The organism is Metabacillus idriensis, assembly GCF_050483325.1.
GTDB classification, from domain to species: domain Bacteria; phylum Bacillota; class Bacilli; order Bacillales; family Bacillaceae; genus Bacillus_P; species Bacillus_P idriensis_A.
Window position 1 is genome coordinate 103,309 of record NZ_JBCMYF010000017.1, and the last position, 18,663, is coordinate 121,971.

At 42.3% G+C, this 18,663-nt stretch carries 14 protein-coding genes; 13 read left to right on the forward strand and 1 reads right to left on the reverse strand.

The window, feature by feature from the left end:
• Positions 1-104: 104 nt before the first annotated feature.
• The 8 genes from ABEQ24_RS11210 to ABEQ24_RS11245 all read left to right on the forward strand — a co-directional run bounded on the left by ABEQ24_RS11210 (position 105) and on the right by ABEQ24_RS11245 (position 10,356).
• Positions 105-2,165 carry a sigma 54-interacting transcriptional regulator gene (locus ABEQ24_RS11210; protein WP_430006868.1) on the forward strand — a complete coding sequence of 687 codons (2,061 nt, stop codon included), beginning with the start codon at positions 105-107 and terminating at the stop codon, positions 2,163-2,165.
• A gap of 146 nt (positions 2,166-2,311) precedes the next feature.
• Complete coding sequence (gene yqiS, locus ABEQ24_RS11215) at positions 2,312-3,202, forward strand: phosphate butyryltransferase (protein ID WP_430006869.1); 891 nt, start codon at positions 2,312-2,314, stop codon at positions 3,200-3,202.
• A gap of 48 nt (positions 3,203-3,250) precedes the next feature.
• On the forward strand, positions 3,251-4,345 hold the full coding sequence (gene bcd / locus ABEQ24_RS11220; protein ID WP_430006870.1) for a branched-chain amino acid dehydrogenase: 1,095 nt from the start codon (positions 3,251-3,253) through the stop codon (positions 4,343-4,345).
• Between the two features lie 82 nt (positions 4,346-4,427).
• Positions 4,428-5,543, forward strand: a complete 1,116-nt coding sequence (gene buk, locus ABEQ24_RS11225) for a butyrate kinase (RefSeq protein ID WP_430006871.1) — start codon at positions 4,428-4,430, stop codon at positions 5,541-5,543.
• 17 nt (positions 5,544-5,560) lie between these two features.
• Positions 5,561-6,982, forward strand: coding sequence for a dihydrolipoyl dehydrogenase (lpdA, locus tag ABEQ24_RS11230; protein ID WP_430006872.1), 1,422 nt, complete (start codon positions 5,561-5,563; stop codon positions 6,980-6,982).
• 44 nt (positions 6,983-7,026) lie between these two features.
• A complete protein-coding gene (locus ABEQ24_RS11235; RefSeq protein ID WP_430006873.1) occupies positions 7,027-8,019 on the forward strand; it encodes a thiamine pyrophosphate-dependent dehydrogenase E1 component subunit alpha in 993 nt (330 codons plus the stop codon).
• A 12-nt stretch (positions 8,020-8,031) separates the two neighbouring features.
• Complete coding sequence (locus ABEQ24_RS11240; protein WP_430006874.1) at positions 8,032-9,015, forward strand: alpha-ketoacid dehydrogenase subunit beta; 984 nt, start codon at positions 8,032-8,034, stop codon at positions 9,013-9,015.
• Positions 9,016-9,045: 30 nt separating this feature from the next.
• Positions 9,046-10,356, forward strand: a complete 1,311-nt coding sequence (locus ABEQ24_RS11245; protein ID WP_430006875.1) for a dihydrolipoamide acetyltransferase family protein — start codon at positions 9,046-9,048, stop codon at positions 10,354-10,356.
• Positions 10,357-10,399: 43 nt separating this feature from the next.
• Here ABEQ24_RS11245 and ABEQ24_RS11250 read toward each other — a convergent pair whose 3' ends face one another.
• Complete coding sequence (locus tag ABEQ24_RS11250; protein ID WP_430006876.1) at positions 10,400-11,302, reverse strand: diacylglycerol/lipid kinase family protein; 903 nt, start codon at positions 11,300-11,302, stop codon at positions 10,400-10,402.
• 399 nt (positions 11,303-11,701) lie between these two features.
• On the opposite strand from ABEQ24_RS11250, the gene ABEQ24_RS11255 reads away from it, so the two are divergent.
• The 5 genes from ABEQ24_RS11255 (at position 11,702) to ABEQ24_RS11275 (ending at position 18,462) form a co-directional block, all read left to right on the forward strand.
• On the forward strand, positions 11,702-13,588 hold the full coding sequence (locus ABEQ24_RS11255; protein WP_430006877.1) for a methylmalonyl-CoA mutase family protein: 1,887 nt from the start codon (positions 11,702-11,704) through the stop codon (positions 13,586-13,588).
• A 1-nt stretch (position 13,589) separates the two neighbouring features.
• A complete protein-coding gene (scpA, locus tag ABEQ24_RS11260) occupies positions 13,590-15,752 on the forward strand; it encodes a methylmalonyl-CoA mutase (RefSeq protein WP_430006878.1) in 2,163 nt (720 codons plus the stop codon).
• Positions 15,749-16,768, forward strand: coding sequence for a methylmalonyl Co-A mutase-associated GTPase MeaB (gene meaB / locus ABEQ24_RS11265; RefSeq protein ID WP_430006879.1), 1,020 nt, complete (start codon positions 15,749-15,751; stop codon positions 16,766-16,768). Before scpA ends, meaB begins: the two co-directional genes overlap by 4 nt.
• Positions 16,769-17,001: 233 nt before the next feature.
• Complete coding sequence (locus ABEQ24_RS11270; RefSeq protein ID WP_430006880.1) at positions 17,002-17,439, forward strand: BrxA/BrxB family bacilliredoxin; 438 nt, start codon at positions 17,002-17,004, stop codon at positions 17,437-17,439.
• A 243-nt stretch (positions 17,440-17,682) separates the two neighbouring features.
• Positions 17,683-18,462: a transporter substrate-binding domain-containing protein gene (locus tag ABEQ24_RS11275; protein WP_430006881.1), complete on the forward strand. Its 780-nt coding sequence runs from the start codon at positions 17,683-17,685 to the stop codon at positions 18,460-18,462.
• Positions 18,463-18,663: the final 201 nt, after the last annotated feature.

Consider the following 18,663-nt stretch of genomic DNA (forward strand, 5'->3'; position numbering starts at 1 on the left):
ATTTGTCAAGTGAACAAAAAATGATATGATAAAACCGTGCAAAATTTTGCACAAATTATTCAAAACCATTTTTTACATATAAAAAACGATAAGGGGTTATCAATATGCAAAAGGTCTTGCTGGTAGGTGCGGGTAAAGGCGGGACAACGCTGCTAAAAATGCTCTTAGAAATAAAAGCGATGGAAATTATGGCAGTTGTGGACATTAAAGCGGATGCGCCAGGTATGCAGCTAGCAAAAAAGCTTGGCATTTTGACAAGCTCTGAATGGAAGCCGCTGCTGTCGGATCAAATCAATATTGTGATCGAGGCAACAGGGAGCAATGAGGTATTTGAGGATCTGCTGCAGTGCAGAAGCAGAAATACGGTCATTATCCCTGGAAGTGTCGCACATATTATTTCCAATCTGATCAATCAGAAAGAAGATTTAATTACAGCTTTAAAAGATATTACACATAAGCATGAAACTATTTTTGATTCAACAAATGACGGCATGATCGTCATCGATGATAAAGAACGGCTGATTCTTTTCAATAAAACGGCAGAGCGGATGACCGGGTTAAAAAAGGGAGATGTAATTGGCCGTCTTATTGAAGAGATGATTCCTTCAAGCAGACTTCCAAGGATTCTGAAAACAAAAGAAGTGGAAATGAATCAAGAACAGGTGCTTGAAAATGGCCTTAAAATTATTACGACAAGAATCCCGATATTTGATGACTCGGGAACACTGCTCGGCGCCCTTTCCTTGTTTAAAGATATTACCGATATTGTGAACCTTGCTGAAGAAATGACGAACTTAAAGGAGATTCAAACCCTTCTTCAAGCGATCATCCAGTCATCTGACGAGGCCATAACTGTTGTAGATGAGGAAGGACGGGGAATTTTGATCAACCCTGCCTATTCAAGAATGACTGGCCTGACTGAAGAACAAGTGCTGGGAAAGCCTGCGACGGCTGATATATCTGAGGGTGAAAGCATGCATATGAAGGTGCTTGAAACGAGAAGGCCTGTCAGAGGCGTGCGGATGAAGGTTGGCCCTGGCAAGAAAGACGTAATTGTAAATGTAGCTCCAATCATTGTTGATGGGATCCTAAAAGGAAGTGTGGGCATTATTCATGATATGTCCGAGATCCAGACTTTAACGACAGAATTGCACAGAGCAAGGCAAATTATCAGAACACTTGAAGCAAAGTATGCTTTTGAAGATATTATCGGTGGAAGCGAAGAGATCAAACTTGCGATTGAACAGGCGAAGCTCGGGGCTAAAACACCTGCGACGGTTCTTTTGAGAGGAGAATCTGGAACAGGAAAAGAATTATTCGCCCATGCGATCCATAATGCAAGTGACCGGAAGTACAACAAATTTATCCGTGTGAATTGTGCCGCTATTTCAGAAACGCTGCTTGAAAGCGAGCTATTCGGCTATGAAGAAGGGGCTTTTTCGGGAGCAAAAAGGGGCGGAAAAAGAGGTTTTTTTGAAGAAGCCAACAAAGGGAGCATTTTTCTTGATGAAATTGGCGAGCTTTCGGCAAATGTTCAGGCAAAATTGCTCCGTGTGCTGCAGGAAAAAGAAATTGTCCGCGTCGGTTCAACGAAATCCATTCCAATCAATGTAAGAGTTATTGCTGCAACAAATATAAATATTGAAAAAGCAATGGCTGACGGCACCTTTCGTGAAGATTTGTATTACCGCTTAAATCGGTATCCGATTTCGATCCCTCCTCTCAGGAACCGGAAAAGTGATATTCCAATGCTTGCTCTGCACCTTATCAGGAAATTGAATCAGGACTATGGCAGAAGTATTGAAGGGATTGATGACTCTGCTTTGGACATGCTTGTTGCGCACAGCTGGCCCGGTAATGTAAGAGAGCTTGAAAATGTTCTAGGAAGAGCAATGATTTTTATGAAATACAATGAAACTGAAATTTCTGCCCAGCATTTGCCCGAACTCTCACAGGATGATGAAAAAAAGTCCGGTGTAATAGCTTATTCTTTAGAAGGCAGCGATAATCGAACTCTTGCAGAATCAATCGAACAGCTAGAAGAAGTACTAATAAGAGAGGCATTGAACAAGCATCATTTTAATCGGACAAAAACCGCCCTTTCATTAGGTATTTCGCTTAGAAACCTGTATTATAAAATAGAAAAATACAATCTTGCAAAGTAATGCACGCAATTATTTGCACGGTATGAAACAAGTTGCATGTTTTATGCCCGCCAAAATGAAGCGTTTACAAGTTTTTATGTTGGCACGCTTCTTGCATTATAAAATAACGGGTGCTGTGAATACATCTTGAAGGGGTTGAAAACACGATGAACTTAGAAGACCTGCTAGAAAAAGCAGCCCAGCTTGAGAACAAAACCGTGGCAGTGGCCTCTGCTGAAGATCCAGAAGTGCTTGAAGCAGTATTGGAAGCTTCAGAACGGGGACTGGCAGAATTTATTTTGTTCGGAAATAAAGAAGAAATTGAAATCATGCTTCAAGAAAGAAGTGCTCATTCTGAAAAGGTTAAAATTATACATGCAAGATCTGTTGAACAAGCTGCAGAATTTGCTGTTAAAGCTGTCTTTCAAAATGAAGCGGACGTTTTAATGAAAGGAAATGTTCCTACTGCCATTATTCTAAAGGCGGTTTTAAACAAGGAATATGGACTTCGCACAGGCAAAATTCTATCGCATGTAGCTGTTTTTGAAGTGCCGGGCTACGACAGATACACGATTGTAACAGATGCAGCGATGAATCTTGCACCAGATCTGGAGCAGAAAAAGCAGATTCTTGCAAATTCTGTCATGGTTGCAAAGAAGATTGGAATAGATCTTCCAAAAGTAGCGCCTCTTGCAGCTGTTGAAGTTATAAATCCTTCCATGCAGGCGACGCTCGATGCAGCTGCTCTCACCCAAATGAACAGAAGAGGGCAGATAAAAGACTGTATCGTTGATGGCCCGCTTGCACTTGATAATGCTGTTTCATTAGATGCTGCAGAGCATAAAGGCATTACAAGTGAAGTCGCAGGACAGGCTGATATTCTTTTAGTACCAACCATTGAAGTTGGCAATGTTTTATATAAATCGCTTATGTATTTTGCGAACGCAAAAGTAGGAGCCATCATTGCAGGTGCAAAAGCACCGATTGTCTTAACAAGCCGTGCTGATTCAGCTGAAAGCAAGCTGTACTCTCTAGCTTTGGCGATCTGTTCTAGTTAAGAGACAAACTCAAAATGAAATTGAAAAGAACTTTAGGAGGAATTACACATGGAAATCTTCAAATATATGGAACAATATGATTATGAGCAATTGGTATTTTGCCAAGATAAACAATCAGGGCTAAAAGCAATTATCGCGATTCATGATACAACTTTAGGACCTGCACTTGGCGGCACGCGCATGTGGACTTATGCTTCAGAAGCTGATGCGATTGAAGATGCTCTTCGTTTAGCCAAAGGCATGACTTACAAAAATGCAGCAGCAGGATTAAACCTTGGCGGAGGAAAGACAGTTATCATCGGTGATCCCCGCAAAGATAAAAACGAAGAAATGTTCCGGGCTTTCGGCCGCTACATTCAAGGACTTAACGGCCGTTATATTACTGCTGAAGATGTCGGCACCACTGTTGAAGACATGGATTTAATCCACGAAGAAACCAATTATGTAACAGGTATTTCACCTGCTTTCGGATCTTCAGGAAATCCGTCTCCTGTAACGGCGTTCGGCGTATACCGCGGAATGAAAGCTGCTGCAAAAGCTGCGTTCGGCACAGATTCATTAGAAGGCAAGACTGTGGCAGTTCAAGGTGTCGGCAACGTTGCATTCAACCTCTGCAGACATTTGCACGAAGAAGGCGCACAGCTGATTGTGACAGATATTAATAAAGAAGCGGTTCAAAGAGCAGTTGAAGCTTTCGGAGCTAAAGCTGTAGATCCAGATGAAATTTACGGAGTGGAATGCGATATTTATGCACCGTGCGCACTTGGAGCTACTATTAATGACGATACGATCCCTCAAATCAAAGCTAAGGTCATTGCGGGTGCCGCAAATAACCAGTTAAGAGAAACTCGCCATGGCGATACGATTCATGAAATGGGAATTGCTTATGCACCAGACTATGTCATTAATGCCGGCGGCGTAATTAACGTAGCGGATGAGCTTCTTGGATACAACAGCGAAAGAGCGATGAAAAAAGTAGAAGGCATTTATCAAAATATTGAACGTGTATTTGAAATTGCAAAACGCGACGGCATCCCTACATATGCGGCAGCTGATCGTTTAGCGGAAGAGCGTATTGAAAGAATGAGAAATTCCCGCAGCCAGTTTCTGCAAAATGGACATCATATTTTAAGCCGCCGCTAATAGGCAATTTTTTGAGAAGAGATTAAGAAGACAGTGTGTTGGTGCGCTGTCTGATCTTTCTCATATATGGAGGTTTTAGAAGTTGCAAGAAAAAGAATATCGGATTCTCGTCATAAACCCGGGTTCGACTTCGACGAAAATTGGTGTATTTGATAATGAACGATCGATTTTTGAAAAAACAATCCGTCATGATACAGACAAAATAAATGCTTTTAACAGTATTATTGATCAATATGAATTCAGAAAACAAACCATTCTTGAAACGCTTGATGAAGAGGGCATAAATATCTCTAAATTAAGCGCGGTATGCGGAAGAGGCGGTCTGCTTCGTCCGATAGAGGGCGGAACATACCATGTAAATGAACAAATGCTCAACGATCTCCGCATCGGTTATGCAGGGCAGCATGCTTCCAATTTGGGAGGCATCATCGCATTTGAAATTGCTGGCGGACTAAATATACCTTCTTTTATTGTGGATCCAGTGGTTGTAGATGAAATGGAGACAATCGCAAAAGTATCTGGAATTCCATCAATTGAACGAAAAAGTATTTTTCATGCTTTAAACCAAAAATCCGTTGCGAGGAAAGTAGCTCAGCAGTATGGCAAAAAATACGGCGAAATGAACCTGATTGTGGCTCATATGGGCGGCGGGATTACAGTCGGTGTACACAGGCTTGGAAAAGTCATTGATGTCAATAACGGACTCCACGGAGATGGTCCATTCAGTCCTGAACGGGCAGGCACTGTTCCTGCAGGTGATTTAGTGAACCTTTGTTATTCAGGTGACTATTATCGAGAGGAAGTTATGAAAATGCTTGTTGGAAAAGGCGGGCTGGTCGGGTATCTTGGCACCAATGACGGCCAGAAGGTTGAACGCATGATTTCTGCAGGCGATCAAAAGGCCAAACTTGTATTTGATGCCATGGCTTATCAGATCGGTAAAGAAATTGGTGCAGCAAGCGCCGTTTTAAAAGGGAAAGTAGATGCTATCATTCTTACTGGCGGCCTTGCCTACGGGAAAAAATTCGTAAAAGAAATTTCATCCTACATTGATTGGATCGCAGATGTGAATGTCTTCCCGGGCGAAAATGAGCTTCAGGCTTTAACCGAAGGGGCTCTTCGCGTTCTCCGCGGAGAAGAAGAAGCGAAGGAATATCCGAATAAAAAAGTGGATTCTAAGATTTACAACCAGGTTTAAAAGAGAGGAGCATCAGTATGGCAACAGATTATGATCTCGTCATTGTAGGCGGCGGAACAGGCGGATATGTAGCCGCGATCCGCGCAAGCCAGCTTGGCTTAAAAACAGCGATTGTTGAAAAAGGAAAACTGGGAGGCACATGCCTTCATGCCGGATGTATTCCAAGCAAAGCGCTGCTTAGAAGTGCGGAAGTGTTTGCTACAGCGAAAAGAAGCGAAGAGTTTGGCGTCATTACATCAGGTGTTGAGCTCGATTTCACGAAGGTTCAAGAGCGCAAACAATCAATTATTGATAGTCTGCATAAAGGTGTCCAGCATTTAATGAAGCAGGGAAAAATCGATGTCTATGAGGGAACAGGCCGCATTTTGGGACCTTCTATTTTCTCCCCGATGCCTGGAACCATTTCTGTTGAAATGAATAACGGCGAAGAGAATGAAATGCTGATTCCTAAAAATGTGATTGTCTCTACAGGATCAAGACCGCGCAGTCTGCCTGGCCTTGAAATTGACGGTGAATCTGTTTTAACGTCAGATGAAGCACTTGCGCTTGAATCGCTGCCCAAATCAATTATCATTGTGGGCGGAGGAGTAATTGGAATAGAGTGGGCATCCATGCTGTCTGATTTTGGACTTGAGGTAACTGTACTTGAGTATGCAGAACGGATTCTGCCTACTGAAGATGCTGAAATATCCAAAGAAATGCAGCGCTTGCTTAAGAAAAAAGGCATTAACCTTGTAACAGGGGCTAAAGTGCTGTCTGAAACCCTTGAAAAAGGAGAAGCTGTTTCTATCAGTGCTGAACATAAAGGGGAAGTGAAGATATTCTCTGCTGAAAAAATTCTTGTATCTGTCGGACGTCAGGCAAATGTTGAGGGCATCGGAATTGAAAATACAGATATTCAGCTTGAAAATGGCTTCATTAAGACCAATCAATTTATGCAGACGAAAGAATCACATATTTATGCGATTGGTGATGTTATAGGCGGACTTCAGCTTGCACATGTGGCTTCACATGAGGGCATTACGGCAGTTGAGCATATTGCCGGACATATTCCTTCTGCAATTGATTATAAAAAAGTTTCAAGATGTGTATACAGCACACCTGAAATTGCAAGTGTCGGCTATACAGAAGAAGAAGCGAAAGAAGCGGGATTTGAAGTGAAAACAGGTAAATTTTCATTCCGTGCGATCGGCAAAGCGCTTGTTTTTGGGGAATCCGATGGGTTTGTCAAATTAATTGCCGATGCTGCTACAGATGATCTCCTGGGTGTTCATATGATTGGACCGCATGTAACGGATATGATTTCTGAAGCAGGACTTGCAATGGTGCTTGATGCAACACCATGGGAAATTGGACAAACCATACATCCTCATCCAACTCTGTCTGAAGCAATTGGTGAAGCGGCACTTGCAGTTGATGGGAAAGCAATCCATTCTTAAAGGGATCATGTCCCTTACATATTGATTTTTAAGGAGGCAAAATGATGGCTGAAAATCGTCATAAAACACTTGGCTTATCTGATCAAGAAGTTCTTGAAATGTATGAAACAATGGTCATGGCGCGCAAAATCGATGAACGCATGTGGCTGCTCAACCGTTCAGGGAAAATTCCATTCGTGATTTCATGTCAGGGACAGGAAGCGGCTCAGGTTGGTGCTGCATTTGCACTTGACCGCAAAAAAGACTATGCTCTTCCTTATTACCGTGATATGGGTGTCGTGCTTGCGTTTGGCATGACGGCAAAGCAATTGATGCTTTCCGGATTTGCAAAAGCTGAAGATCCAAACTCAGGAGGCCGTCAAATGCCCGGTCACTTTGGACAAAAAGAAAACCGGATTGTGACAGGCTCATCACCGGTTACGACTCAAGTGCCGCATGCGGTTGGAATTGCTCTTGCGGGCAAAATGGAGAAAAAGGATCTTGTTACATTTGTTACATTCGGGGAAGGCTCTTCAAATCAGGGAGATTTCCATGAAGGAGCAAATTTTGCAGGAGTACATAAGCTGCCTGTTATTTTCATGTGTGAAAATAATAAATACGCAATCAGTGTTCCGTATGAAAAACAAGTTGCATGCGAGAAGATTTCAGATCGTGCGATTGGGTATGGTATGCCTGGCTTTACAGTGGATGGAAATGATCCGCTTGAAGTGTATCAGGCCGTAAAAGAAGCTGCAGACAGAGGCCGCCGCGGAGAGGGCCCTACCCTGATAGAAGCAATCTCATACCGTCTGACTCCTCACTCAAGTGATGACGATGATCGTTCATATCGCGGCCAGGAAGAAGTATCAGAAGCTAAGAAAAATGATCCTATCTTAAAATTTGCCGCTTATTTAAAAGAAACTGGCGTCATGACAGATGAGAAGGAAAAAGAAATTCATGACGCGATCATGAAGGTTGTTAATGAAGCAACAGATTACGCAGAAAGTGCACCTTATGCAGAAGCAGAGTCAGCACTTAAATACGTATACGCAGAGTAAGGGGGAAGAACAATGCCAGTCATTTCTTATATAGATGCTGTCACGTTGGCGATTCGTGAAGAGATGGAACGTGATCCAAAAGTTTTCGTGCTTGGGGAAGATGTAGGCAAAAAAGGCGGAGTTTTTAAAGCAACTGCCGGATTGTACGACAAGTTTGGAGAAGAGCGCGTCATTGATACTCCGCTTGCAGAATCAGCGATTGCAGGTGTGGGGATTGGCGCAGCCATGTACGGAATGAGACCAATCGCAGAAATGCAATTTGCGGACTTTATAATGCCTGCAGTCAATCAAATCGTTTCAGAGGCTGCCAAAATCCGCTATCGTTCAAACAATGATTGGAATTGCCCGATTACAATCCGTGCTCCTTATGGCGGAGGTGTGCATGGCGCTCTCTATCACTCTCAATCGGTCGAATCATTATTTGCCAATCAGCCTGGTCTTAAAATTGTCATGCCTTCAACACCTTATGATGTAAAAGGACTCTTAAAGGCTGCAATCAGAGACGATGATCCAGTACTGTTTTTTGAACATAAAAGAGCTTACCGCCTCATCAAAGGCGAGGTTCCGGATGATGATTATGTACTGCCGATCGGTAAAGCCGATGTGAAGCGTGAAGGGGAAGATCTTACAATCATCACCTACGGCCTTTGCGTGCATTTTGCCCTTCAAGCTGCAGAAAAGCTTGCGCAGGACGGGATTTCAGCGCATATTCTTGATTTGCGCACAGTATATCCGCTGGATAAAGAAGCAATTATTGAAGCCGCTTCTAAAACAGGAAAAGTGCTCCTGCTGACAGAAGACAACAAAGAAGGAAGCATCATGAGCGAAGTGTCAGCCATCATCGCTGAAAACTGCCTGTTTGATTTGGATGCGCCAATCATGCGTCTTGCAGGGCCTGATGTGCCGGCAATGCCATATGCTCCGACAATGGAAAAATATTTTATGATCAATCCAGATAAAGTAGAAGCGGCTATGCGGAAGCTTGCTGAATTTTAAATAAGATTTTCATTTGAGGAGGGAACAGACATGGCAGTTGAACAGATGACAATGCCCCAGCTTGGGGAAAGTGTAACAGAAGGCACCATCAGCAAATGGCTTGTATCAGTCGGTGATACTGTAAACAAATATGATCCAATTGCTGAGGTTATGACTGATAAAGTAAATGCAGAGGTTCCATCTTCATTTACAGGCGTAATCAAAGAATTGGTTGCAGATGAAGGCGACACGCTTGCTGTCGGAGAAATCATTTGTAAAGTTGACGTCGGCGGAGGAAGTGAAGATGCTAAAGCAGCAAACGCACCAGTTTCATCAGCTTCCGAGCAAACACAAAAAGCAGAGCCTGCAGAGCAAACAGACCAATCAAACAAGAAACGATATTCCCCTGCTGTCCTGCGTTTAGCACAGGAAAACAACATCGATCTAGAACAGGTTGCAGGTACAGGCGCCGGCGGCAGAATTACAAGAAAAGACCTGCAGCAAATCATTGAGAGCGGAAATATCCCTTCATCAGCAGGGAATGGCAGTGCTGCTGTACAAGAATCGCCAGCTAAAGCAGCCATCGAGCAAAATGCACCTGCAGCTGCAGCGCAGAAAACTGCACAATCAGCTCCTGCTGCATCTGTTTCTGCACAGCCTGGAGATATTGAAATTCCTGTTACCGGCATCCGCAAAGCGATTGCTTCTAACATGCTGCGGAGCAAACACGAGGCGCCTCATGCCTGGACGATGATTGAAGTGGATGCAACCAATCTGGTTGAATACCGCAATACAATCAAGACAGAATTCAAGCAAAAAGAAGGATTTAATCTAACCTTCTTTGCGTTTTTCGTCAAAGCTGTCGCACAAGCATTAAAAGAATTCCCGCAGATCAATTCAATGTGGGCGGGTGAGAGTATTATTCAGAAGAAAGACATCAATATCTCAATTGCGGTTGCAACAGAAGATGCATTGTATGTTCCCGTGATTAAACATGCTGATGAAAAAACAATCAAAGGCATAGGCCGTGAAATTTCAGAACTTGCAGGCAAGGTCCGCACAGGGAAGCTATCTGCAGATGAAATGAAAGGCGGAACCTTTACAGTAAACAATACAGGTTCATTTGGATCTGTCCAGTCAATGGGGATTATCAACTATCCGCAGGCGGCCATTCTTCAGGTGGAATCCATCGTAAAACGACCTGTTGTGATGAACAATGGCATGATCGCGGTGCGCGATATGGTGAACATATGCATGTCTCTTGATCATCGTGTGCTTGATGGTTTAGTGTGCGGCAGATTCCTTGCCAGAGTAAAAGAAATTTTAGAGAATACGTCTAAAGATACGACCTCTATTTATTAATAAAAAAAACGCCATCACTTTTTGTTATATGATGGCGTTTTTCTTATAATGGCTCCTTAGGAGAAAGCATTTGAAAATGGTTATGCAAGATTGTAATCGTTTCGGGTGTTTTTGAATAAATCTCACCGTCAGTATCGACACTCATTTCTTCCTTTGTTTCAATATGCATGCTTCTCGCCTGATAGTGCATCAGCTGAGAATCTATATGATTCCAGTCAATGTTTTCTTTCATTGTCATCACTTCTTTAATAAGGGAAAAATTCGCTTCTTTAATAATGAAAATATCAGCATAGCCGTCATCGATTTTGATATCAGGATGAGGCAGCATATTTGTGCCGATGAATTTGCCATTTGCAATCAGCACCATGATCGCTTCTTCTTCAATCCATGTGTCATCAAGCTTCAGTCTGAAGTGAAAAGGCTTCATGGATTTAATCGTTCTAAACGCGCTTAGAAAATAGCTGACTTTTCCGAGCAGTGCTTTTTCTGTGTCATTAATATTTTCAGATGTTTCCGCAACAAGGCCGATTCCCCAGAAGTTGAGGAAGTAGCCCCCGCTGGTTTCTGCAGCGTCTGTTCCGCGAATCTCACCTTCAAATAATGCTTCAGCAGCTTTCTTTAAGTTTTGAGGAATACCGAGTGTTCTTGAAAAGTCATTGCAAGTGCCGCCGGGCAAAATGGCGATAACCGGTCTATGAATCAGTCCGCCGAGTCCGTTTATACATTCATGTACTGTGCCATCTCCGCCAAGTATAATCACGATATCCATGTTTTCCCCGTGTTTCCTGCAGTATTCCTGTGCATCCAGAGGTTTTGAAGTTTGAAGCAGCAAAAGCTGTTCCACATGCAGAGAAATAATCGGAACACAGATGCCAAGTGTTTTTTCAGCGTCCTTCTGGCCGGCATTTCCATTATAAATCAGCATGCCTTTTTTATATTTCGCCATAAAAAAACCCCTTATGAGCTTGCAGAATAGGTTTAAAAATTAAATAAATTGATAAAAAACCTTACAATGTAAATGAGAATTCTAAACGGAAGAAGGATTAAATATTCAATCAAGCCGATACACTCAACTAAAGTGTCGACTAACCAATTCCCCCGTTTTTTGCGTTTCTTTTTTTCTCCGAATTTACTCTTCTTCTTTAAATTAACCTCTCTTACTTTAATTGAAACATTTTTTAGATCCATACGTCTGAATGAGCTTGAAGGTTACAATATTGAAATAGAATTGCTGATTGCGTAGAGGTATAATAAAATGAAATAGATTAAGTTTTTACTATTTTCAAAAATGTAAACGCATTCTTTTGCGTCAAGGGGGTGGGCTTCCTATCCGGGAAGCGGGAGTATGAAGCAAAGAATCAATCACGAAATAAATGATTTTGAAAAAGCATCCGAACAAATGTGGGTGGAAGAGGCAGAGAAAGCTTTAAAGGGGAAAAGCATTCAAAGTCTTTCCAGAAAAACATATGAAGGAATTACTCTAAGTCCATTATATACTGAGCACAACACGCAATCCAGCTGGGAAAATAGGGGGACCGCTGCCCAGAAAAGAAATGATTGGTCTGTCAGCCAAAAACTTCAGCGCTCAAAAACACCTGAACAGTTAAATGATGAAATTCGCGAAGCCATGCAGCGGGGCCAGGATATCATTCACTTAGAAGACATTGGGTATTTGGAAACCTATCAGAACATTTGCACAGCGTTTGAAGGCATTGACTTGGAACAAATAGAATTCCATCTTTCATTGAAGGGCAATATCGGATTCTTCCCATTAATGATAACCTATTTGAAAAATAAAGATTGTAAAGGCTTGTTTGCTTTTGATCCATACGGTGAATGGATCAGCGAATCTGACCCTGTTTCTTTAAAGAAGAAAATAGAATGTCTGGCGGAAATGATCGATATACTCGATCAGGAAAATTTGCCAAATGTAAGAGCAGTATTATTCAGCGGTGAAATTTTTCACAATGCAGGCGGGTCCGCATTAGAAGAGCTGGCATTTACGTTTTCTAATGCCATTGAGCTTTTAAATACATTAAAAGAACGCGGTTTTTCCATCGGAAAGCTTGCAGACAAAATCGGTTTTACGTTTTCTGCCGGATCTAATTTTTTTATGGAGATTGCTAAATTCAGAGCGGCTAAAAAAATATGGGCAACCATTATGACAGCATTTGGGGCAAGTGCAGATCTCCATCCTCTAGTATTGCATGCTGCTTCATCAGCATTCAATAAGACAAAGCACGATTTGCACGTAAATTCGCTGAGAGCAACTACAGAAGCATTTTCAGCTGCTATCGGCGGGGTGAACAGCTTAACTATTGCACCTTTTGATGAAGTGCTTGGTGACGTCAGCAAAACAGGTGACAGAATTGCAAGAAACACTCATTATATTTTGAAAGAAGAAAGTCTTTTGTCTAAAGTTGCCGATCCTGCAGGGGGTTCATGGTACATTGAAGAGCTTACTGAAGAGCTTGCGGAACTTGCCTGGAAGGAAATTCAGTGTATTGAAACGATGGGCGGATTCGTGCAGGCAGCAAGGCAAAATTATATTCAGGAAAAATTGCGTACCCTTCTGACACTGAGACTGGAAGATGTCAGTAAACGAAAAGTGCAGCTGATTGGAACGAACTATTATGCGAATTTGCAGGAGCCTGAGCTGGAAATTCAAAAAACTGAAAGAAAAACACCGATTGCAGAAGCAGGCGGGACTGAAAGCGCCTTATCATTGAAAGAATGGATGAAAGCCGCAAATACAGTAAAAGCAAGTGAAATAAATGCAGCATTAACAGGTGATAAATCAAATGAAAAATTAACTCATCTGTTATCAAAGAGACTTGCAGAACAATTTGAAGGTCTCAGGGCCGATTCAGGCAGATACAAAAGCAGATTCGGCCATTATCCAAAAGTGGAGGTCCTAGTGCTTGGAAAGCTGCTTGATTATAAGCCGCGGCTTGATTTTGTAACAGGAATGCTTTCTGCAGGAGGTATAGAGGCTGTGATTTTGAAACCTGATCAGCAGGAAGTGCCGGACAAACCAATTATCATCTGCGGGAAAGATGAGGCGTACGGATCGCTTGATTTCATAAAGGGATTGCAAGACGTTATTGTTTACGCAGCGGGACGGCTTGATAAAGATAAACTTGAGCAGCACGGCATTCATGAATGCATCTATCATGGAATGGATGTTTATGCCTTCTTAAAAAAATTGCAGCTTCAATTGGGGGTATCGTAATATGAATCGAATTAATCTTGCCAATGTAGACTTGATCAGCGGCAGTTCTGCCGAAAAGAATCAGGAAAACGTTCATGCTGCCGAACCTTTTCAATCCAATGAAGGGATTCCCTTAAAAGCTTCTTATACTTCAGAAGACCGAAAAAATATGCCTTATTTGGACAGCTATCCGGGCATTGCGCCTTTTCTGAGAGGGCCCTACTCCACCATGTATGTGAACAGACCATGGACAATCAGGCAGTACGCCGGTTTTTCAACCGCAGAAGACAGCAATGCTTTCTACCGCCGGAATTTAGCCATGGGACAAAAAGGATTATCCGTTGCTTTTGATCTCGCGACCCACAGAGGGTACGATTCTGATCACCCGCGGGTTGAAGGGGATGTAGGGAAAGCAGGCGTAGCTATTGACTCCATTCTCGATATGAAAATCCTTTTTGATGAGATTCCGCTCGATCAAATGTCAGTATCAATGACGATGAATGGAGCTGTTCTGCCTATCATGGCCTTTTATATTGTGACAGCTGAAGAACAAGGTGTTCCTAAGGAGAAACTGGCTGGCACGATTCAAAATGACATTTTAAAAGAATATATGGTCCGGAATACATACATTTACCCTCCAGAAACATCCATGAGGATTATCGGGGATATTTTTGAATATACAGCGGAAAATATGCCAAAATTCAACAGCATCAGTATTTCGGGCTATCATATGCAGGAAGCGGGGGCCACTGCAGATATCGAGCTTGCTTATACACTTGCTGACGGACTTGAATATATTCGGACAGGATTAAAAGCAGGTCTTGATATTGATCAATTCGCTCCGAGACTTTCCTTTTTTTGGGCAATCGGCATGAATTATTTTATGGAAGTTGCAAAGATGAGGGCGGCAAGGCTAATGTGGGCCAAAATTGTCAAAGAATTTAATCCTGAAAATCCTAAATCACTGGCTCTCAGAACACATTCCCAAACTTCAGGCTGGAGTTTGACAGCACAAGATCCGTTTAACAATGTTGCCAGAACATGCATTGAAGCACATGCTGCTGTTATGGGACATACCCAGTCACTGCATACAAATGCACTGGATGAAGCCATTGCCCTTCCAACTGATTTCTCTGCACGCATTGCAAGAAACACGCAGCTTTATTTGCAGCAGGAAACCGGCATATGCGATGTAATCGATCCATGGGGGGGTTCTTATTATGTAGAATCTCTTACAAAACAGCTGATGGACAAGGCTTGGATGCATATTGAAGAGGTGGAAAACCTTGGCGGAATGACAAAAGCGATTGAAACAGGGCTTCCTAAAATGAAAATTGAAGAAGCGGCAGCTAAACGGCAGGCTAAGATAGATTCAGGAACGGAAACGATTATCGGCGTCAATAAATTTCAAGTTGAGGAAGAGGACCCGATTGAAATCTTGAATATTGATAATACAATCGTAAGAAGAAAACAGATTGAAAGGCTTCAGACTTTGAAAGAGGCACGTGATCAGGACAGGGTGGACCTGGCACTTGAAGCATTAACAGAGGCTGTCAGAAGCGGAGAAGGGAATTTGCTTGCGCTTGCTGTTGAGGCAGCGAGAGAAAGAGCAACTTTAGGCGAAATTTCCGATGCAGTTGAAAAGGCCTCCAAACGGCATCAGGCAGTGATCCGTTCCATCAGCGGCGTGTACAGCTCTGAATTTTCAAATGAAGAAGAAATCGAAAGTGTAAGAAGAATGACGGATGAATTTTCCGAACTGGAAGGAAGAAGACCGCGCATTTTAATCGCCAAGATGGGCCAGGATGGTCATGACCGCGGTGCAAAGGTTGTGGCAACGGCATATGCAGATCTTGGTTTTGATGTGGATATCGGTCCATTATTTCAAACACCGGCGGAAACAGCTGCACAGGCAGTTGAAAATGATGTTCATATTGTCGGCATGAGTTCTCTTGCAGCAGGCCACAAAACCCTTCTTCCGCAATTGATAAAAGAATTGAAGACACTTGGCAGAGAAGACATTGTCGTGATTGTCGGAGGCGTTATCCCGTATCAGGATTATGAATTTTTATTAGACAGCGGAGCTTCTGCTATATTTGGACCAGGAACTGTTATTCCGAATGCAGCAAAGGTTATGCTTGAGAAAATTTACGAAAGACTTGGCTATGAGGATGCAGACGAATGACAGGAAGTCCTCAAAAGCGGAAAAAAGCGGGAAGTATGGAAAAGAGCGCAGAGCACTATATTGCAGGTGTTTTAAATGGCGACAGAGTGGCTGTTGCCCAGGCTATTACTCTAGTGGAAAGCAATGCCGAAAAGCATTTTGAAAAAGCGCAGCAGATGATTGAAGAACTCCAGCAAAAAGAGACTTCTTCGATACGAATTGGGATCACAGGGGTTCCTGGTGCAGGAAAGAGCACTTTTATTGATTCTTTCGGGACGTATTTGTGCAGTCTCGGACACAAAGTGGCTGTTCTTGCTGTCGATCCGAGCAGTCAAGTTTCAAAAGGCAGTATACTGGGAGATAAAACGAGAATGGAGAGGCTCTCGCGTAATCAGGATGCCTTTATCAGACCTTCTCCATCAAGCGGAACACTTGGAGGCGTCACGCGGAAAACAAGGGAATCCATCATTGTTTGCGAGGCAGCAGGGTATGATGTGATCCTTGTTGAAACGGTTGGTGTCGGACAGGGTGAGTTTGCCATAAGAGGAATGGTTGATTTTTTCCTCTTATTGGTTTTGACCGGTGCCGGTGATGAGCTGCAGACGATGAAAAAAGGAATTATGGAGCTTCCCGATCTTGTAGTCGTCAACAAAGCGGATGGCGATAATCGTGATCATGCAAAAAAAGCTGAGCATGAGTACAATCATATTCTTCATTTTCTAAAATCCTATACACAAGGCTGGGAAACGAAAGCAGTGACCGCTTCTGCCCTCCATGAAAAAGGGATACAGGAAATATGGGAGACAATTAATGTTTTTTCACAGAAAACAAGAGAAAGCGGAATGTTCGAAGGCAGAAGGAAGCTTCAGCAGAAGGAATGGCTCTATGAAATGATTGAGCAACAGCTGAAGCATCATTTTTTTCAGCATACTTATATAAAAGGCAATATGCAGCGCTATGAAAAAGATGTGGTAGAAGGAAAGCGTCCGGTTTCAGGCAGTGTAAAAGAACTTATTTCTGCTTTTTTAAGCAGATAAGTGCCAATTTAACTGTCTTTCAGAGCTAAAAAGGCGGTTCCGCATTTCAGTGGTGTCCAGCTCCACCGCCCAGCTCCTCGGCCAGAACAAATTCCCCCAAAAAGTCAAAACCGGACTTTTCGGGTGAATTCTTATCTGTCTGTCGGGTCTAAACAGCGGTTCCGCATTTCAGTGGTCATTTGCCGCAACTCTTGGTAAAATGGATGTATTGTCAGTAAAGGAGAGGTTATAACGTGAATATCGATTTTAATATGTTTATGAATGATGTAGTCGCACAGGCAAGAAAAGAAATCACGGCTGCAGGATATACAGAATTAACTACACCTGAAGAGGTGGAAGAAACATTTAAGCAAGAAGGAACAACTCTTGTGATGGTCAACTCGGTATGCGGCTGTGCAGGCGGTATAGCAAGACCTGCAGCTGCTCACTCTGTTCATTATGATAAACGACCTGACCGTCTTGTTACTGTGTTTGCAGGACAGGATAAAGAAGCAACTTCATATGCAAGAGAACATTTCACTGGTTATCCGCCTTCATCACCATCGTTTGCCCTGTTAAAAGACGGCAAGCTTGTGGCTATGGTTGAGCGCCATGAAATTGAAGGACATGATCCGATGAGTGTTGTAGCGAAGCTTCAAGAAGCTTTTGATCAGCATTGCGAAGAAATCTAAACTGCCGTTTTAACGGCAGTTTTTTTTTGGGATCTTTTTATTCTTGAAAAGTTTAACATTCTTTTTCACTATAATATTACTGCATAAAAATAAATTATTTATCTATATATTGCATATTTATAAGTATGTGTTAAAATACATTTAGCCGGATATTTATCCACAAAAAAACACTTGTAAAATATTATTCTATAGAAGATAATATTATTAAATTTAGAATTTTAAGAAAAATACAGGGGGAAAAAAATGAAAAAGCTATTATTAGGTATGATTTCTATTTTAGTGATTGGAGTACTTGCTGCATGCGGATCTTCAGACAATGGATCTGAAGAAGAGAAAAAAGTTTTAAAGATGGCAACATCGGCGGATTATCCTCCTTTTGAGTATATTGACACAGCAAAAGGCAGCGAGATCATCGGATTTGATGTTGACCTTGCAAAAGCAATCGGCAAAGAGCTTGGCTATGAAATTGAAGTTCAGGACATGGATTTCACTGGTTTAATTCCAGCACTTCAGGCTAACAAGGCTGATATTGTTTTAGCAGGGATGACACCGACTGAAGAACGCAAAAAAAGCGTGGATTTCTCAGATGTTTACTATACTGCTAAGCATATGATCATTTCTCCAAAAGGCAGCGGCATTAAATCTGTTGAAGATTTAGAAGGAAAGACAGTCGGCGTCCAGCTGGCTTCGATTCAAGAAGGCAAAGCAGAGGAAATCGCTAAAGAGGTAAACATCAAAGTTGAAAACCGCAACAGAATTCCTGAACTGATCCAAGAAATGAAATCAGGCCGTTTTGATGCAGCGATTATTGAAGACACAGTGGCAAAAGGCTACTTTGAAAAGGATAAAGAACTAGAAGGTGTGACAATAGAAGACGGTGAAACAGAAGAAGCAGGTTCTGCGATTGCTTTCCCTAAAGACAGCAAACATGCAGAAGAATTCAACAAAGAGCTTCAGAAAATGAAAGAAAACGGCGAACTTGAAAAGTTAGTCGTGAAATGGTTCGGCGGAGAAGAAAAATAAGTTAACATAAAAAAACGCTCAACGGAACGATTGTTGAACGTTTTTTAAGAAATAAAAAAGCATAAAATTTTTGCGCATTGGTGTCTAGCTCCAACGCTCAGGCTCCTCGGCCAGAACGGATCCGACAGTAAAGGCAAAAAGCGCCTTTTCTGTCGGATCCTTATCTGTCTGCCTGCGCTAAACAGGCGATTGCGCTTTTCT

What these genes read in the sequence shown, in the direction of transcription:
- ABEQ24_RS11210 (WP_430006868.1), top strand. Translation starts at nt 105, where the DNA reads ATGCAAAAGGTCTTGCTGGTAGGTGCGGGTAAAGGCGGGACAACGCTG.
- yqiS (WP_430006869.1), top strand. Translation starts at nt 2,312, where the DNA reads ATGAACTTAGAAGACCTGCTAGAAAAAGCAGCCCAGCTTGAGAACAAA.
- bcd (WP_430006870.1), top strand. Translation starts at nt 3,251, where the DNA reads ATGGAAATCTTCAAATATATGGAACAATATGATTATGAGCAATTGGTA.
- lpdA (WP_430006872.1), top strand. Translation starts at nt 5,561, where the DNA reads ATGGCAACAGATTATGATCTCGTCATTGTAGGCGGCGGAACAGGCGGA.
- ABEQ24_RS11235 (WP_430006873.1), top strand. Translation starts at nt 7,027, where the DNA reads ATGGCTGAAAATCGTCATAAAACACTTGGCTTATCTGATCAAGAAGTT.
- ABEQ24_RS11240 (WP_430006874.1), top strand. Translation starts at nt 8,032, where the DNA reads ATGCCAGTCATTTCTTATATAGATGCTGTCACGTTGGCGATTCGTGAA.
- ABEQ24_RS11245 (WP_430006875.1), top strand. Translation starts at nt 9,046, where the DNA reads ATGGCAGTTGAACAGATGACAATGCCCCAGCTTGGGGAAAGTGTAACA.
- ABEQ24_RS11250 (WP_430006876.1), bottom strand. Translation starts at nt 11,302, where the DNA reads ATGGCGAAATATAAAAAAGGCATGCTGATTTATAATGGAAATGCCGGC.
- ABEQ24_RS11255 (WP_430006877.1), top strand. Translation starts at nt 11,702, where the DNA reads ATGAAGCAAAGAATCAATCACGAAATAAATGATTTTGAAAAAGCATCC.
- scpA (WP_430006878.1), top strand. Translation starts at nt 13,590, where the DNA reads ATGAATCGAATTAATCTTGCCAATGTAGACTTGATCAGCGGCAGTTCT.
- meaB (WP_430006879.1), top strand. Translation starts at nt 15,749, where the DNA reads ATGACAGGAAGTCCTCAAAAGCGGAAAAAAGCGGGAAGTATGGAAAAG.
- ABEQ24_RS11275 (WP_430006881.1), top strand. Translation starts at nt 17,683, where the DNA reads ATGAAAAAGCTATTATTAGGTATGATTTCTATTTTAGTGATTGGAGTA.